17 protein-coding genes are annotated in these 16,528 nt (G+C 71.3%); 13 read left to right on the plus strand and 4 right to left on the minus strand.

All coding sequences use genetic code 11. The features are described 5' to 3' along the window. Positions 1-167: 167 nt before the first annotated feature. From BCF44_RS05920 to mftR, 3 genes are all read right to left on the minus strand, one after another. Positions 168-365 (minus strand): ferredoxin, encoded by a 198-nt coding sequence (locus tag BCF44_RS05920; protein ID WP_116173090.1) that lies wholly within the window; start codon positions 363-365, stop codon positions 168-170. After that, entirely contained in the window at positions 362-1,591 is a 1,230-nt protein-coding gene (locus BCF44_RS05925; RefSeq protein ID WP_116173091.1) for a cytochrome P450, read from the minus strand. The genes BCF44_RS05920 and BCF44_RS05925 overlap by 4 nt, the downstream gene beginning before the upstream one ends. 86 nt (positions 1,592-1,677) lie before the next feature. Continuing rightward, positions 1,678-2,313 (minus strand): mycofactocin system transcriptional regulator, encoded by a 636-nt coding sequence (mftR, locus tag BCF44_RS05930; RefSeq protein ID WP_116173092.1) that lies wholly within the window; start codon positions 2,311-2,313, stop codon positions 1,678-1,680. Between the two features lie 86 nt (positions 2,314-2,399). Here mftR and mftA point away from each other — a divergent pair, with 86 nt between their 5' ends. The 12 genes from mftA to mftE are packed head-to-tail and all read left to right on the plus strand — an operon-like array spanning position 2,400 to position 13,958. Continuing rightward, positions 2,400-2,495, plus strand: coding sequence for a mycofactocin precursor MftA (gene mftA, locus BCF44_RS05935; protein WP_116173093.1), 96 nt, complete (start codon positions 2,400-2,402; stop codon positions 2,493-2,495). Positions 2,496-2,499: 4 nt separating this feature from the next. Beyond that, positions 2,500-2,769 carry a mycofactocin biosynthesis chaperone MftB gene (gene mftB, locus BCF44_RS05940; RefSeq protein ID WP_116173094.1) on the plus strand — a complete coding sequence of 90 codons (270 nt, stop codon included), beginning with the start codon at positions 2,500-2,502 and terminating at the stop codon, positions 2,767-2,769. Beyond that, positions 2,770-3,930, plus strand: coding sequence for a mycofactocin radical SAM maturase (gene mftC, locus BCF44_RS05945; RefSeq protein ID WP_211352906.1), 1,161 nt, complete (start codon positions 2,770-2,772; stop codon positions 3,928-3,930). Further along, positions 3,927-5,795, plus strand: a complete 1,869-nt coding sequence (locus tag BCF44_RS05950) for a mycofactocin system FadH/OYE family oxidoreductase 1 (RefSeq protein ID WP_211352907.1) — start codon at positions 3,927-3,929, stop codon at positions 5,793-5,795. Before mftC ends, BCF44_RS05950 begins: the two co-directional genes overlap by 4 nt. Beyond that, positions 5,795-7,735 carry a mycofactocin system FadH/OYE family oxidoreductase 2 gene (locus BCF44_RS05955; RefSeq protein ID WP_116173096.1) on the plus strand — a complete coding sequence of 647 codons (1,941 nt, stop codon included), beginning with the start codon at positions 5,795-5,797 and terminating at the stop codon, positions 7,733-7,735. The genes BCF44_RS05950 and BCF44_RS05955 overlap by 1 nt, the downstream gene beginning before the upstream one ends. Further along, a complete protein-coding gene (locus BCF44_RS05960) occupies positions 7,732-8,649 on the plus strand; it encodes a mycofactocin-associated electron transfer flavoprotein alpha subunit (protein ID WP_116173097.1) in 918 nt (305 codons plus the stop codon). The genes BCF44_RS05955 and BCF44_RS05960 overlap by 4 nt, the downstream gene beginning before the upstream one ends. Beyond that, positions 8,642-9,997 carry an FAD-dependent oxidoreductase gene (locus tag BCF44_RS05965; protein ID WP_116173098.1) on the plus strand — a complete coding sequence of 452 codons (1,356 nt, stop codon included), beginning with the start codon at positions 8,642-8,644 and terminating at the stop codon, positions 9,995-9,997. Before BCF44_RS05960 ends, BCF44_RS05965 begins: the two co-directional genes overlap by 8 nt. Beyond that, the gene (locus BCF44_RS05970; RefSeq protein ID WP_116173099.1) at positions 9,994-10,284 is read left to right on the plus strand and encodes a ferredoxin family protein; all 291 of its coding nucleotides are present in this window, start codon (positions 9,994-9,996) and stop codon (positions 10,282-10,284) included. Before BCF44_RS05965 ends, BCF44_RS05970 begins: the two co-directional genes overlap by 4 nt. Positions 10,285-10,289: 5 nt before the next feature. Continuing rightward, a complete protein-coding gene (locus tag BCF44_RS05975; RefSeq protein WP_170217360.1) occupies positions 10,290-11,138 on the plus strand; it encodes a mycofactocin-associated electron transfer flavoprotein beta subunit in 849 nt (282 codons plus the stop codon). Further along, positions 11,135-11,920 carry a mycofactocin-coupled SDR family oxidoreductase gene (locus tag BCF44_RS05980; protein ID WP_116173101.1) on the plus strand — a complete coding sequence of 262 codons (786 nt, stop codon included), beginning with the start codon at positions 11,135-11,137 and terminating at the stop codon, positions 11,918-11,920. The genes BCF44_RS05975 and BCF44_RS05980 overlap by 4 nt, the downstream gene beginning before the upstream one ends. Then, positions 11,917-13,278 carry a mycofactocin biosynthesis glycosyltransferase MftF gene (gene mftF / locus BCF44_RS05985; protein ID WP_116173102.1) on the plus strand — a complete coding sequence of 454 codons (1,362 nt, stop codon included), beginning with the start codon at positions 11,917-11,919 and terminating at the stop codon, positions 13,276-13,278. Before BCF44_RS05980 ends, mftF begins: the two co-directional genes overlap by 4 nt. Further along, positions 13,275-13,958: a mycofactocin biosynthesis peptidyl-dipeptidase MftE gene (gene mftE / locus BCF44_RS05990; protein WP_342775567.1), complete on the plus strand. Its 684-nt coding sequence runs from the start codon at positions 13,275-13,277 to the stop codon at positions 13,956-13,958. Before mftF ends, mftE begins: the two co-directional genes overlap by 4 nt. Positions 13,959-13,963: 5 nt before the next feature. On the opposite strand, the gene BCF44_RS05995 is transcribed toward mftE, so the two are convergent. After that, positions 13,964-15,550 (minus strand): MFS transporter, encoded by a 1,587-nt coding sequence (locus BCF44_RS05995; RefSeq protein ID WP_116173103.1) that lies wholly within the window; start codon positions 15,548-15,550, stop codon positions 13,964-13,966. 80 nt (positions 15,551-15,630) lie between these two features. On the opposite strand from BCF44_RS05995, the gene BCF44_RS06000 reads away from it, so the two are divergent. Next, entirely contained in the window at positions 15,631-16,458 is an 828-nt protein-coding gene (locus BCF44_RS06000; RefSeq protein WP_116173104.1) for an SDR family NAD(P)-dependent oxidoreductase, read from the plus strand. The last annotated feature ends 70 nt before the right edge of the window (positions 16,459-16,528 follow it).

The following is a 16,528-nucleotide window of genomic DNA, read 5'->3' on the forward strand; positions in this document are numbered from 1 at the left end:
ATCGGGTCGATCGCTGCACGCATATCACCCGGCGGGCGGAAGATCCGACCCTGCCGAGTGAAGAGGCAGTGTCCGCGATTCGTTCTCTCGGATATCGTCCCCGTTCCGGTCGTCGGCGACCGCTATTCCGGCGCGACGAAACCGCCCCGCGGGCGCGGGGCGGCTCGTCAGTCGTTCTCTATCGTCAATGCGAACACGGGGCAACTCGCGGCGACGTCCTCGATCGCCTTCCGGCGCTCCTCGCCGGGCCGTTCCACCAGCACCAGCACCCGGCCGTCGTCCTCGTCCTGGTCGAAGATGTCCGGCAGCGTGAACGCGCACGCGCCGGAGCCGACGCAGCGCTCCCGGTCGTGGCGGATCCTCACCAGGTCACCGGCAGCGAGTACAGGCCGTAGATCAGCTGGTCGTGCTTGAACTCCAGCTCCTCGACCGGCGCGGCCAGCCGCAGTTCGGGGATCCGGCGGAACAGCGTGCTGAACACGCAGTCCAGCTCGACCCGGACCAGGTTGGCGCCCGGGCACTGGTGGTTGCCGTGGCCGAAGGCCAGGTGCCCCTTGGCGTCCCGGTGGATGTCGAGCTCGTCCGGGTTCGCGAAGAACCGGTCGTCCCGGTTGGCCGAGCCGTTCAGCGCGATGATGCCCTCGCCCGCGCGGATCAGCACGCCGCCGATCTCCACGTCCTTGGTGGCCACCCGGGCCGTGGCCGAGTCGGAGATGCTCAGGTAGCGCAGCAGCTCCTCGATCGCCCTCGGCATCAGCGACGGGTCGGCCTTGACCTGGGCCAGCTGCTCGGGGTTCTGCAGCAGCGCGACCGTGCCCAGCCCGATGATGTTGGCGGTGGTGTCGAAGCCGCCGAACAGCAGCATCCGGGCCAGCGCCACGATGTCGTTGTGCTCCAGCTCCTGGGTCACCTTGTTCTTGATGATCACTCGGCTGAGCACGTCGTCGCCGGGGGTCTCGGTCTTCTGCGCGACCAGGCCCTGGAGGTGCATCTCCATCTCGTACTGGGCGGCGCCCATCTCCTCCGGGCTGATGTCCCGGTTGACCATCTGCTCGGCGTAGTGGCGGAAGAAGCCGACGTTGTCCGGGGCGACGCCGATCAGGTCGCAGAACACCAGCGACGGCACCGGAACCGCGAGCTCCTGGATCAGGTCGACCGGGCCGCCCTTGGCCAGCATCGCGGTGATGTGCTCGTCGGTGACCTCCTGGATGCGCGGCCGCAGGGCCTGCATGCGCCGCGCCGTCAGCTCCGGGATCAGCGCGCGGCGGCGCACGGTGTGGTCCGGCGGGTCCATCGCGACCAGCGGCAGCTCCAGCGACTCCAGGACCTCCGGCGGCAGCGGCACCTGCAGCGGGTAGCCGGGCAGCTTCCAGTTGGAGCTCATGTCCGGGCTGCCCAGCACCTGCCGCACCTGCTCGTGCTGGGTGACGACCCAGACCTGCTTGCCGGACACGCGAAGCGTCACCCTGCTGACCGACTGCTCCTCCCGCAGCCTCGCGTACTCCGGGGGCGGGCTGAGCGGGCACCGGCTGCGGCTGAGCGGAAAGGCCGGCGGCGCCTCGACGGGGGCGGTGGTGACTTCGGCGGTCATGAGTGCTACCTCTCGATCGGGTGCGAGCGCCTCACGGACGGTCCTCGCCGGTACGGTCGGCCATCGACACCGGGCATTGTCAGCCCCTAGGCACCCCTAACCCGGGCCAGCGACGGCAAAGTGAAGCCTGACGCCAGTTCTCGCAGCGCGATGTCCAGCAGCGCCGGCAGATCCGCGTGCTCGGCGGCGAGCCACTGCTCGTGCGCGGCGATCGCCACTCCCAGCGCCGCGTACGCGATCGCCTGCGGCACAAGGGAATCCGCCGGCTGGCCCAGGCGTGGCGCGGCGAAATCGGCGATCACCTGCCGCCACTGCACGTACCGGAGGGTGGCGTGCGCCTGGAGCGCCGGCACCCGCAGGATGAGCGCCATTCGCTTGCGGTGCCAGGGGATCTCGTCCTCTTCCAGTCGGTTGCAGGCCACCACGGCCTGCCGGATCGCGTCCATCACCGGCAGGCCCGGCGCGCAGTCGCGCAGCCACCGGCGCAGCCGCTCCAGCTCGCGGTCGAAGCCGCCCCACGCGATGTCGTTCTTCGACGGGAAGTACCGGAAGAACGTGCGCCGGCTCATGCCGGCGGCCAGCGCCAGCTGGTCCACCGTGGTCGCCTCGTAGCCGTGCTCGGTGAACAGGTCCAGCGCCACGTGCTCCAGGTCGAGGTGGGTGGTGACGCGCCGCCGCCCGCCGCGGCCGCAATACTGGGTGTTTCCCCCGACCTCAGCCATGCTGTCTTCCAATCGGCACCGGGTGTCATTAGCTTCGTTGCTGTCGCCCCTGTCAGAGCGTCGCCCCAAACCCTCTGGAGTCTGTCATGGCGAACGACGCGGAAAAGCCCACTACTTCTGATGACGTGGACGAGCTCCTGGTCGAGGAGGTCTCCATCGACGGCATGTGCGGCGTGTACTGAGCCGATGATCGACCCGACCCGACCGTACCGCCGGGCGCCCCAGGTGGCGCTGCGGCCCGAGCCGTTCGGCGCCCTGGTCTACCACTTCGGCACCCGGCGGCTGTCCTTCCTCAAGACCCGGCAGCTGGCCGAAGTCGTCGCCACGCTCGAGGACAACGCCGACGTCGACTCCACTTTGGACTCCGTGGGGGTGGCGCCGGACCAGCGCGCCGCCTACCTGCGCGCGCTGGCCGGCCTGGCCGACGCGGGCACGATTCAACCGCGGGAGCGCTAGATGAAGCTGGTCGACCACTTCGAGACGGGTCTCGACGCGCCGATCTGCCTGACGTGGGAGCTCACCTACGCCTGCAATCTCGCCTGCGTGCACTGCCTTTCCTCCTCCGGCCGCCGCGACCCGCGCGAGCTGGACACCGCCCAGTGCCGTGCGGTGATCGACGAATTGCAGCGCATGCAGGTGTTCTACGTGAACATCGGCGGCGGCGAACCCACCGTGCGATCGGACTTCTGGGAGCTCGTGGAGTACGCCACCGACCACCAGGTCGGCGTGAAGTTCTCCACCAACGGCGTCCGCCTGTCGCCGGAGCGGGCGCAGTGGTTGGCCGGCAGCGACTACGTGGACGTGCAGATCTCGCTGGACGGGGCGACCGCGGCGGTCAACGACGCCGTGCGCGGGCCCGGCTCGTTCGCCACGGCCATGCGCGCCATGGGGAATCTCGCCGAGGCGGGCTTCCGCGACTTCAAGATCAGCGTGGTGATGACCCGGCAGAACGTCGACCAGCTCGACGACTTCGCGGCCATCGCCGACTCGTTCGACGCGCAGCTGCGCATCACGCGCCTGCGGCCGTCGGGGCGTGGCGCCGACGTGTGGGACGAGCTGCACCCGACCGCCGCCCAGCAGCGGCAGCTCTACGACTGGTTGGTGGCACACGGGGAAGGCGTCCTCACCGGCGACTCCTTCTTCCATCTCAACGCCCTCGGGTCCACCCCGCTGCCGGGGCTGAACCTGTGCGGCGCGGGCAAGGTGGTGTGCCTGATCGACCCAGTAGGGGACGTGTACGCGTGCCCCTTCGCGATCCACGAGCAGTTCCTCGCCGGCACCGTACGCGCTCCGGGCGGATTCACGGAGGTGTGGCGGAACTCCCCTCTGTTCGCCGACCTCCGCCGTCCGACGTCGGCGGGGACCTGCTCGTCCTGCCCGTCCTTCGACAGCTGCCGCGGCGGTTGCATGGCCGCGAAGTTCTTCACCGGCCTGCCGATGGACGGCCCGGACCCCGAATGCGTGCAGGGTCACGGGGAACTGGCGCTGGCCACCGCGGGCGCTCCGCCCCGGCCGTCGGCCGACCACTCCCGCCGCAAGCCGGTGCCGGTGTCGATCGGCTTCGGCCGACCGGCGGACCGAGCCTGCGACACGAGTCCCCTGGCGGGTATGCGGTGAGACTGACGACGCCGGTCGTGCTGGCCGGCCGGACCGCGCCCAGCCGCGTGATGTTCGGGCCGCACGAGACGAATCTGGGCCGCAAGCGGGCGATCTCGCTGCGGCACGTGGCCTACTACGAGCGCCGCGCGGCCGGCGGCGCCGGGATCGTCGTCACCGAGACCGCCAGCGTGGACGACAGCGACTGGCCGTACGAAAGGGCCCCGCTGGCGGCCGAGTGCCAGCCCGGCTGGGCGTCCGTGGTGACCGCCTGCCGTCCACATGGGACGCTCGTGCTGGCGTCGCTGGGCCACGCCGGTTCCCAGGGCTCCTCGGCGTATTCGCGGACGGCGCTCTGGGCCCCTTCGCGGGTTCCGGACGTCGCCAGCCGGGAACTCCCGATGGAGATGGAGGAGGCGGAGATCGACCGGCTGCTGTCGGGCTTCTCGTACGCCACCGCCATCGCCATGGAGTCCGATGTGGACGGTGTCGAGATCGATGCCGGCCAGCACAGCCTACTGCGGCAGTTCCTCTCCGGGCTGACCAATCAGCGTGCCGACGAGTACGGCGCCGATCGGGCACTGCTGCTCCGCGAGGCTCTGAGCGCCGTAAGGGATGTGCTCGGCGCCGACCGCGTCCTCGGCCTCCGGCTCTCCTGCGACGAACTGGCCCCGTGGGCCGGCATCACCCCCGAGCACGCCGCCGAACTCGCCGCCAAGCTGGCGAAATGCGTCGACTACATCGCGGTGGTGCGGGGTTCGGCGATGTCCACCTCGGCCACCCGCCCCGACCTGCACACCCCCGCCGGCTTCAACATGGACCTGTGCCGGGACATTCGGTCCGCGGTGGGTGGCGTCGCCGAGGTGATCCTGCAAGGGTCGGTCGTCGACCCGGGGCAGGCCGAGTGGGCGCTGGAGACCGGCGTCGCCGACCTGGTGGAGATGACCCGCGCGCAGATCGCCGAGCCGAACCTCGTCGCCCTGTACGACGCCGAGCAGCCGGAGCGGATCCGGCCGTGCCTGCTGTGCAACCAGCGGTGCCGCGTCCGTGATGGCCGCAACGCCGTCGTGAGCTGCGTCGTCGAGCCGGCCAGCGGCCACGAGACGACGGACCGGCCGCCGGCGCCGACCACCGCCCCGCGCGAGGTGCTCGTCGTCGGCGGCGGTCCGGCAGGGTTGGAGGCGGCGCGGGCGCTCGCCGATCGCGGTCACAGCGTCGAGCTGATGGAACGGGACTCGCAGCTCGGCGGCTCGCTGCGGCTGTCGCCGCTGGAGAGCTTCGCCGGCTGGCTGGAGGCGGAGGTGCGGCGCCTGGGCGTGAAGATCCGCACCGGCGAGGCGGCCACCAGCGCCGACCTGACCGGACGAACCGTGGTGCTGGCAACGGGTTCGGTGCCCGGGCCACGTTCGTACGACATCGACGGCGGCCAGGTGCTCGATGTGGCCGAGGTACTGCGGGCCGGCCTCGACGACCTGCCGGCCGGCCCGGTGGTGGTCTTCGACCCCGTCGGCGACTCCGTCGGCGCACGCATCGCCGAACTGCTGGCGTCGTCGGGTCGTGACACCACCGTCGTCACACGGGACGCCGTCATCGGTACCCAACTGGCGGTCACCGGCGACCTCGCCGACGCCAACGCCCGGCTGCACCGCGCCGGTGTGCGACTGGTCAAGCGGTCGACGCTGCTGGCGGTGCGAGACGCCAGCGTCGTGGTGGAACACGTGCTCACCGGCGAGAAGCAGGAGCTCGCCTGCGGCCTGGTCGTCCACTGTGGACATCGCTTGCCGGATGAGACGCCCGGCCCGCTGCGGGCCGGCGACTGCGTGGCGCCCCGAACCCTGTACGAGGCCGTGTTGGAGGGCCGGCGCGCGGCCCAGGAGGTCGGCTGATGGCGTTCCGCTTCCTGTTCTCGCCGTTCCGGGTCGGCCCGGTGACGCTCGCGAACAGGGTGGTCTTCTCCGCGCACCTCACCAACTACGCCGAGGACGGGCTGCCCAGCGCGCAGCACGCCGCCTACTACGCCGCGCGCGCCGCCGGCGGCGTCGGGCTGATCATCACCGAGGAGCACTCCACCCACCCGTCGGACTGGCCGTACGAGAAGCTCATCCACGGCTTCAACCCGGAGGTGGTCGAGGGCTACCGCCGGATCACCGACGCCGTGCACGCCCACCGCGTGCCGATCTTCGCCCAGCTCAACCACAACGGCGGCCAGGCCTCCAGCCTGTACTCACGGCTGCCGGTGCTGGCCCCGTCGCCGGTGCCGGACCCGCTGTTCCGCGAGGTGCCCAAGGCCGTCGACGACAAGGACATCGCCGAGATCGTCGCCGGCTACGCCCTGGTGGCAAGGCACTGCGCCGAGGGCGGCTTCGACGGCGTCGAGCTCCAGTGCTCGCACTCGTCCATCGTGCGGGGATTCCTTTCGCCGGCGACGAACAAGCGCACCGACCGCTACGGTGGCCCGCTGGGCAACCGCGCCCGGATCCTGCTGGAGATCGTGGCGGCGGTCCGCGAGGCCATCGGCCCCGGCCGCGCGCTCGGCGTGCGGCTCTGCGGCGACGAGCTCATCGAGGGCGGCATCAAGCTCGACGAGGCCGTCGAGGTGGCGCGTCTCGTGGAAGCCACCGGCCAGGTCGACTACATCAACACCTCCATCGGCGTCGCCACCTCGACCCTGTTCATGATCGAGGCGTCCATGGCGATCCCGCCCGGCTACGCCCTGTTCATCGCCAACGCCATGCGGCAGGCCGTCAAACTGCCGGTGATCGGCGTCGGGCGGATCAAGGACCCCGTACAGGCCGAGCGCGCCCTCGCCGAGGGCCACTGCGACCTGGTCGGCGTCGTCCGCGGCCAGATCGCCGACCCCGAGTTCATGGCCAAGGCCCGTTCCGGGCACGTCAGCGACATCCGAACGTGTCTGTCGTGCAACCAGGAATGCGTCGGGCGGATGGGCCTGAACCACACCCTTGGCTGCATCGAGAATCCCCGTGCCGGCAACGAATCCGTGCCGCTGTCCGCCCCTCGCCGGCGCGGCCGGCGGATCCTCGTCGTCGGCGGGGGCCCCGCCGGCTTGCAGGCCGCCGCCACCGCCGCCCAGCGCGGGCACCAGGTCACCCTGTTCGAACGCTCCCCGGCAACCGGCGGCCAGGCCGCCCTCGCCGCCACCGTCCCGTCCCGGGCCGAATTCCTTGATCTGCCACGGAATCTCCTCGCCGAGTGCAAGCGACACGGCGTCGAGGTCCGCACCGGCGTCGACGCCACCGTCGAGGCGTTGCGGGCCGAGAGCCCCGACGTCGTCATCCTTGCCACCGGCGCCCGCCCCAAGCCACCGTACTGGGCCGGCGATCTCGCTCAGGTCGTGGACGTTCGTGACGTGCTGGAGGGCCGTGCCGAGCCGGTGGGCGACGTGCTCGTCATCGACGAACTCGGCTTCCACCAGGCCACTTCCGTCGCCGAACTGCTGGCGGACCGCGGCTGCCGGGTCCGGATCAGCACCCCCGGCATGGTCGTCGGCCAGGACCTCGGCGTCACCCTGGACATGGAGATGTTCCTGCTCCGGGCCCACCACAAGGGCATCGCCCTGACCACCGACGAGGTCGTCATGGGGGCGTCCGAGGGCGTCGAGGTGCAGATCCTCCGGCACACCACCGGCGAGATGACCACCTCGAGGTTCGACTGGGTGGTCTGCGCCGTGCACCAGGAGCCCGAGGACGAGCTGTGGCGGGGGTTGAAGGGCGCGCCGTTCGAGGTGCACCGGGTGGGCGACTGCCTGACCCCGCGCCGAGCCCACGCCGCGGTCATCGAGGGACACCGGGTGGGGGTATCGCTGTGATCGACACGGATTTCCTTGCCATCGTCGTCGTCCGCGACGGCGAGCTGCCCCTCGGCGCCGACGAGGTCACCGCCGAGGCCGATGGCTCGGTGCTGGTCGTCGGAACCGACGCGAAGGTGGCTGCCGGGCAGCTGACCGCCGCCCGGACCGCCTGGATCGCCGAGAGCCCGAAGGTCGCCCCCGCCGCGCTGGCCGCCGCGCTGACTCCGGTCGTGAAAGGTGTACGAACGATCGTGCTTTCTTCTTCCCCGGACGGCCGCGACCTCGCGCCCAGACTGGCCTACGCGCTGCGGCGACCCCTCCTGACCGGCGCAAACGCGGTCACGAGGACGAGCGCGGACGTCCTGCGCTGGGGGAGCCAGGCGCTGGTGGAACTGACGCCGGACGGCCCGTTCGTGGCGACGTTGCAGCCGGGTGTCCGGGGTGCGGCACCGCTGCCGACTCCGGCCCGGCTCGTCGAGATTGCGCTGACGGGCGTCGAGGTGAAGGACGCGGTGTCGGTCGAGGTGACGACGCCGAACGCGCAGGAGGCGGACCTCGCGGAGGCGCGCCGGGTGCTCGGGGCCGGCGCGGGGCTGGTCACCGGGCCGGAGCAGATGGAGCTGCTGGCGAGGGTCGGGGAGCGGCTCGGCGCGTCGACGGGGGCGACGCGTGTGGTCACGGACGCCGGGTGGGTGGGCCACGAACGGCAGATCGGGACGACGGGTGTGGTGATCGACCCGGACCTGTACGTCGCGTTCGGGATCTCCGGCGCGGCGCAGCACGTGGGCGGCCTCGGCAGCCCGCGGCACGTGATCAGCGTGAACACCGATCCCTGCTGCCCGATGACGGCCCGGGCCGACCTGGGCATCGTCGCCGACGCCCCGGCGGTGCTGGCGGAACTCGCACGGCGGCTGGAGGAGAGAGATGCCTGAGCACGCAGGCCCGGGCACGACGTCGACGGTCGTCGCCGCGACGCCGCAGCGCGCGGTGGACGTGGTGGTGGTCGGCGCGGGACCGGCCGGCTCGGCGGCGGCGCTGGAAGTGGCCCGTGCCGGGCATTCGGTGGTGCTGCTGGAACGCGGCCCGTATCCCGGCTCGAAGAACGTCTACGGCGGCGTGGTGTACGGCCGGGTGCTGGACGAGCTGGTGCCGCGCTGGTGGGAGCAGATGCCGGTGCAGCGCTGGGTGACCCGCCGCAGCACCATGATCATGACGCCGACGCAGGCGCTCACCGTGGACTTCCGCACGCAGGCGTGGGCCGGCCCGCCGTACAACGGGGCCACCGCGCACCGCTCCGACCTCGATGGCTGGCTCGCCGGCCTCGCCGAGAAGGAAGGCGCGGTCCTCGTTCCTTCGACCGTCGCCACGGGGCTGCTGCGCGACACCGCCGGCGCGATCGTCGGCGTCCGCACCGACCGTCCGGACGGAGACCTCACCGCCAAGGTCGTGATCGCCTGTGACGGCGTGAACTCCTTCCTGGCCAAGGAAGCCGGCATGTTCGCCGGCAAGCCCACCGGGCACGTCACCCTCGGCGTCAAGGAGACCCTGCGGCTGCCACGCAGCGTCATCGACGAGCGGTTCGGCGTCGCCGGCCAGGACGGCGTCGACATCGAGATCCTCGGCTGCACCAGGGGAATCCCCGGCGGCGGCTTCGTCTACACCAACCTCGACTCGCTCAGCGTCGGCGTTGTCGTCGATCCGCACGGCCTGGCCGGCAAGCGGTTGCGGCCCGAGGAGCTGGTCGCCGACCTCAAGCGGCACCCGGCTATAGAACCGTTGGTACGGGGCGGCGAGCTGCTGGAGTACTCCGCGCACCTCATCCCCGAGGGCGGCTACGACACCATGCCCGAACTTGTCGGCGACGGCTTCCTGGTCGCCGGCGACGCCGCGGCCATGTGCCTGGCGGCCGGAATTTGGCTGGAGGGCGTCAACTTCGCCCTCGGGGCCGGCATGTACGCCGGCCGCGCCGCGGTCGACGCCCTGAAGGTCGGCGACACCTCCAAGACGGGCCTCGCCTCATACCGGCGCATGCTGGACGAGTCGTTCGTGCTGGCCGACCACCGAAAGCTGCGCCGGGTGCCCGGACTCGTGCTGGGGCAACGGATGCAGGAGAGCTACCCGGCGATGCTGTGCGATCTCGCGCAGGGGCTGTTCCACGTGGACAACCCGCAACCGAAACCAGGGCTGCTCAAGCTGGTTCGCCGTACGTTGAAGCGCCACGGCATTCGCACGCGGGACGTGGTGTCCGACGCGCTGACCGGAGTGAGGTCGTTCGGATGACCTACGACCAGCCCGCGTTCGACGATCACATGTCCACTGTGGACTTCGAGGTCGCGCGGCGGCCGCACATCACCGTGAACAACGAGGTGTGCCGGTCGTGCCGGACGACCGACTGTGTGTACGCGTGCCCGGCGAAGCTGTTCGTGCCGACCTCCGACGGCGGCATCCTGTTCAACTACGAGCAGTGCTTCGAATGCGGCACGTGCTACCAGGTCTGCTCGGGGCAGGGCGCCCTGAGCTGGACCTATCCCGACGGCGGCCACGGGGTCGCCTTCCGGAAGGGGTGATCGGCGTGCTGGTTGTCGCCGCGTTGACCTGGCCCGGCCCGCGCGTCGCGGTCGACCAGCTGACGGGCACGGTGCGGACCGAGGAGGGCCGTCCGGGTGCGAGCGCGGCGGGGCTGGCGGCGCTGGAACACGTGTTCCGGCTGGCGGAGTCTCTGGGCGGCCGGGCGCTGGCCGTGACGATCGGGCCGCCGCAGGCGGACGAGATGCTGCGCGAGGCGCTGGCGGCCGGGGCGCTGCACGTGCTCCGCGTCGAGGCGGACCCGGCGGATGACGAGGCGGCGGCCCGAGCGCTGCTGTCGGCGGTCGCCGAACACCACGGCCCTCCCGATGTCGTGGTGTTCGGCGACGACTCCGGCGCGGTCCCCGGCTACCTCGCCGCGCTCACCGACGCGGCGCAGGCGTTGGGGCTGCTGGAACTCACGGCCGACGGAGGCGTCCTCGGTGGACTGCGGCGGCTGGACAAGGGCCGCCGCGAACGGTTGGAGATCCCGTTGCCGGCGGTGTGCTCGGTGGAGCCGGTGCTGCGGCCCCGGCGCGCCGGCCTGCCGGCGATGTTGGCCGCTCGTAACACGAAAATCCCCGTCGTGCGGCCAGACGTTCCGCAGCATCGATTTCCCTCGGGGCCGGTGAAGGCCACAGCGCCCAGGGCATACCGGCCGCGCGCCAGAATTGTTCCGATACCGGCCGCCGATCGCGCCATAGACCGCATAGTTGCACTGACGAACGGGTTGGGGGCGAACGCGCTGGCCACCGGCGGCTCCGCGACCGTGGTCACGCCGCCCGACGCGGCGGCCGCGGCCGACCTGGTGATCGAGTACCTGACCGAGCACGGCTATCTGGGGGACACGACATGACGCCACGAGTCGCGATCGTCACGGGCGCGGCCCGTGGCATCGGCGCGGCCGTCGTGCGCCGATTGGCCGGCGACGGCTGGCGGGTCGTGGCGGTGGACATCTGCGAGGACATCCCCGGCCTCGGCTACTCGTTGGCATCCAAGGAAGAACTGCTCACGCTGGCCCGCCGGTTCCCGGACGAGGTGCGCGAGGTCGTCGCCGATGTGCGCGACAACCGCGCACTCCAGGACGCGGCCGAGCTGGCGTACACGGAGTTCGGCGGGCTGGACGCGGCCGTCGCGGCGGCGGCGGTGATCGCCGGCGGACGTCCGCTGTGGGAGTCCGGCGACGACGAATGGCGGCTGCAACTGGACATCGGCGTCCTCGGCGTGGCGAACCTGGCCCGCGCGGCGATCCCCGTGATGCTCCGAGAACAGCAGCCCCGCTCCGGCCGGTTCGTCGCGCTCGCCTCGGCCGCCGGCCACCGCGGCCTCTGGCACGCCGCCGGCTACAACGCGACCAAGCACGGGGTCGTCGGCCTGATCCGGGGCCTGGCGCACGACCTTCGCGGCACCGGCGTCACCGCGACCGCGGTGTCCCCGGGCAGCACCCGAACCGATCTGCTCGACGCCAGCGCCGCCCTCTACGACCTGGCCGACGTCGAGGAATTCAGCCGCTACCACCTCACCGAGCGGCTGCTGCGGCCCGAGGAGGTGGCCGACGTCGTGTGCTGGCTGTGCGGTAGGGAGGCGTCCGCCATCACCGGCACCGTCGTGCACGCCGACGGGGGGTTCACCGCATGATCCCTTTGCGCGTCACCCCGGATCCCGGCGCGCGCCGCATCGGCAACCTGATCCTGGGCGGTTCGCCGTACGTCGTGCTCAGGCTCTCCGCCAAGGCGGTGTCCCGAGTGGACGCCTGGCTGGCCGGCGAGCCGGTCGCCCCCGACGACGCCAAGCTGGCAGATCTGCTGGTGCGTAAGGGAATTCTACACCCCAAACGCGAGATCACCAGCCTCACCGCGCAGGATGTGACCGTAGTCGTGCCGGTGCGCGACCACGCCGATGATCTCGCCCGCCTGCTGCCGGCGTTGTCCGAGGTCGCGAAGGTGCTGGTGATCGACGACGGATCGGCCGAGCCGATTCGAGCGGCGACCGTCCGACACCACAAGGCCAAGGGCCCGGCCGCCGCGCGCAACGCCGGCTGGCGGCTCGCCGGCACCGAGCTCGTCGCCTTCCTGGACGCGGACGTGCGGCCCGAACCTGGCTGGCTGGCCACGATCCTGCCGCACTTCGAGGACCCGAGCGTCGTCGCCGTCGCGCCGCGCGTGGCCAGCACGCCGGGTCCGTCCGTGCTCGACCGCTACGAAGAACTCCGCTCGCCGCTGGACCTGGGCGCCGCCGAGGCGCCGGTCCGGCCCGGCAGCCGAGTCAGTTACGTCCCGTCGGCCGCGCTGGTCGTCCGCTTCAACGCGCTCCTGGAGCACGACGGTTTCGACGAGGACATGCGCTTCGGCGAGGACGTCGACCTGGTCTGGCGCTTCCACGAGGCGGGCGCGCAGATCCGTTACGAGCCAACCGCAATTGTTCATCATCGCCCCCGTGAGACGTGGTCGGCCTGGGTGCGGCAGCGATTCGGGTACGGCACTTCCGCCGCCCCGCTGGCGCTCCGCCATGGCAGAGCTGTTGCTCCGGTGAAGATCTCGATGTGGAGCGCCCTGGCGTGGGCGCTCGTCGCCGCCGGGCGGCCGGTGCTGGCTGGAGCCGTCGCCGGCACCACCGCGTCGTTGCTGCCACGCAAACTGAGTGACGTCGGTGTGCCGGCGACGGAGTCGGTGCAGCTCGCGGTCCGCGGCCATGTCGGCGCGGGGCGGCTGCTGGGCGATGCCGTGGTGCGCTCGTGGTGGCCGGTGGCCATCCCGGTGCTGGCGTCGACCCGTTGGGGCCGTTGGGTTCTGCTGGCGGCGTTCGCCCGCCACGTCGAGGAGTGGTACACCCGGGGGGCCAAGGTCGGCCTGCCCGGCTGGCTCGCCGCCCGGATCCTCGACGACCTCGCGTACGGGGCGGGCGTCTGGTGGGGCGCGGTCAAGCACCGCACCGTCAGGCCGTTGCTGCCGGACCTGTCCGACTGGCCCGGCCGGGACGGGGTCGGCCGCACGTGAACCGCCTGATCGACATGACCTGGCCGGAGGTCGAGGCCGTCGCCGCGGCCAGCGTGCTGGCCGTTCCGGTCGGCTCGACCGAGCAGCACGGCCCGCACCTGCCGTTCACCGTGGACACCGAGATCGCCGCCGCGCTGTGCGGCCGGCTGGCGAAGGCCCGCGACCGGGTGGTCGTGGCTCCCGCCTTCTCGTACGGCTCCAGTGGTGAACATGCTGCATTCCCGGGCTCGCTGTCGATCGGTCTCGACGCCGTCGAGACCCTGCTGGTGGAACTGGTTCGCTCCGCCGACGCGTTCGCCGGCGTCCTGCTGGTCAACGGGCACGGCGGCAACGCCGCCGCGGTGTCCCGCGCTGTGCAGCGGCTCAACCACGAGGGTCGTCGCGTCACCTGCTGGTCGCCGACCGGGTCCGCTGTGGACAGTCACGCCGGCCGCACCGAGACGTCGGTGATGTTGGCGCTGCGCCCCGAATCCGTCCGGCTCGACCGGGCCGAGCCCGGGGACCGCCGGCCGCTGCGGGAGATCATGCCGCTGCTGGTCCGCTCTGGAGTTGTTTCCGTCAGTGCCAACGGTGTTCTCGGTGATCCGACCGGCGCCTCCGGCGGAGAAGGCCGGCGCGTCCTGGAGCATTGGACGGCCGGCCTGCTCTCGGCGTACGACACATGGACACCAGTCTCGTGACCGCGTCAGACCGCGGCCGGCTCCCGCACCTCCTTGTCCTCGTCGGAGACGGTGGGCTGCGGCGGCGTGGGCTTGATCCGCCGCAGCAGGGCGATGGTGAAGATCGCGGTGAGCAGCGCGACCGCGCCGCCGGCCAGCGAGGCGGTGTGCACCGCGCCGGTGAAGGCCTCGCGGGCCACGTCGAGCAGCGCGTTGCCCTGCGCCGCCGGCAGTTGCTGCGCCACCTCGGACGCGCCGGCGACGGTCTGCCGGGCCGCGTTCAGCGCGGCGGCCGGCACGTTGTGCGGGGCGTCGGCGTCGAAGTTCGAGCTGTAGGCGAGGGCGCCGATGGAGCCCAGGACCGCGATGCCCAGCGCGCCACCGAGTTCCTGCCCGGTCTGCACGAGAGCGCCGGCGGAACCGGCGTGCTCGGCGGGCGCCGCGCCGACGACCATGTCGGTGATGCAGGTCAGGGCCACCGCCACGCCCAGGCCGACGCCGATCGTCCCGGCGACCACCAGGAACATGTTCCGGTCCGTGCCGACCTGCGTCATGATCAGGAAGCCGACCGTGCCGACCAGGAAGCCGGCGGCGATGATGTAGGCCGGGCGGACGGTGCGGGCCACGACCGTCACGAACGGCACGGCGATGGTCACCACGACCGGCGACACCAGCGTCCAGAGCGCCGCCTCCAGCGGGCTCATGTGCAGCACCTCCATCAGGTACTGCGTGGTGAAGATGCCCGAGCCGATCATGCAGAAGAAGCAGGCCAGCGCCACGCTCAGGGACGCGCCGAAGTCGCGGTTGCGGAACAGCGCCGGGTTGATCATCGGGTGGGACAGCGACTTCTGCCGCCGCACGAACACGTAGCCGAGCACGATGCCGGCGACGATGGCCACGCCGGGCAGGGCGCTCAGGCCGTTGACGGTGATCTCCTTGAGACCCCAGATGATCGACAGCACGCCGCCCAGCGACAGCACCGCCGAGGCGATGTCGAACTTGCCGGCCTCGGCCTTGGGCAGCCGGTACTCCGGGATCAGCACCGGGCACAGCGCCAGCAGCACGATGATCGCCGGCACGTTGATCAGGAACACCGAGCCCCACGAGAAGTTGTTCAGCAGCAGGCCGCCGACGACCGGGCCGAGGCCGGCCCCCGCGGACAGCGCGGTGGACCACACGGCGATCGCGGACCGGCGCTGCTTCTCGTCCTGGAACATGTTGCGCACCAGGGCGAGCGTGGACGGCATCAGGGTGGCGCCGCCGATGCCCTGCACGGCGCGGGCGACGATCAGCATCGTCGGGTCGGTGGAGAAGGCGGCGGCGACCGAGGCGGCGCCGAAGATCGCGGAACCGATCATCAGGAGTCGGCGGCGGCCGATGCGGTCGCCGACGTTGCCCATCGTGATCAGCAGTCCGGCCAGCACGAAGCCGTACATGTCGATCATCCACAGCTGCTGCGTGCCGGTGGGCTGCAGCGCCGACGCGATGGACGGGATCGCGAAGTACAGCACGGTCATGTCCATCGAGACCAGGAGCAGGGGCAGGGCGAGGACGGCCAGGCCGATCCATTCACGGCGTCCTGCCAGGCGAGGGGTTTGCGTGGCGTGTGTCATGACCAGAACTATACATACGTCTCTGACGTTTGTATAGAACGAATGTATGAAATGGGTTCCGACCTGCAAGGAGTCAGATCATGAGTGCTGCTGGCAAGATCGTCGTTCTCACCGGGGCCAGCGCCGGCATCGGCGCCGCCGCCGCGCGTCAGCTCCACCGGGACGGCGTCAAGGTCATCCCGGTCGGCCGGAACGCGGCCAAGACCGCGGCCATCGCCGATGAGCTCGGCGAGCCCGGCCTGACCTGCAACTACGCCGATCTGTCGGACGTGCGCCGGCTGGCCGACGCGCTGCTGGAGCGCTGCCCGCGCATCGACGTGCTGGCCAACAACGCCGGCGGGCAGTGGGTCAAGCGCGAGCTGACCAAGGACGGCAACGAGCAGCAGTTCCAGGTCAACTGCCTGGCGCCGTTCCTGCTCACCCGGCTGCTGACCGACCGGCTGCGGGAGAGCAGGGGCCGTGTGATCAACACGTCCACCATGATGGTGCACAAGCACGGCCACATCGACCTGGACGACCTGGACAGCGAGCACCGCTACAAGTCGCACGAGGTCTACACCAGCAGCAAGGTCGGCGCCGCCCTGCTGCTGCGGGAGTTCCAGCGCCGCAACCCCGACATCCAGACCGCCGACTACCACCCCGGGATCGTGGCCAGCGAGTTCGCCCGGGACCAGAAGTTCCAGCAGCTGCTGCTCAAGACGCCGCTGGGCAAGCCGCTCCAGAAGCTGCTCGACACCCCCGAGGTCGCCGCGGCCCGCCTGGTGTTCCTGTGCGAGACCGAGGACAAGCTCGACGGCGGCTACTACTTCAAGAACGAGCGGACCCAGGAGAACCCGGTCGTGCTGGACGTGGACAACGCCCGCAAGCTGTGGGACATCGCGTCCCGCCGGATCGGCGTGGAGGTCTGAGCGACGTCCACATCAGACACACTTCCGCCTGGCGCACCGCGGCCGACCGTCGGCTGCGGTGCGCTGTCTT

It is taken from the genome of Kutzneria buriramensis, from assembly GCF_003387475.1.
Lineage (GTDB): Bacteria > Actinomycetota > Actinomycetes > Mycobacteriales > Pseudonocardiaceae > Kutzneria > Kutzneria buriramensis.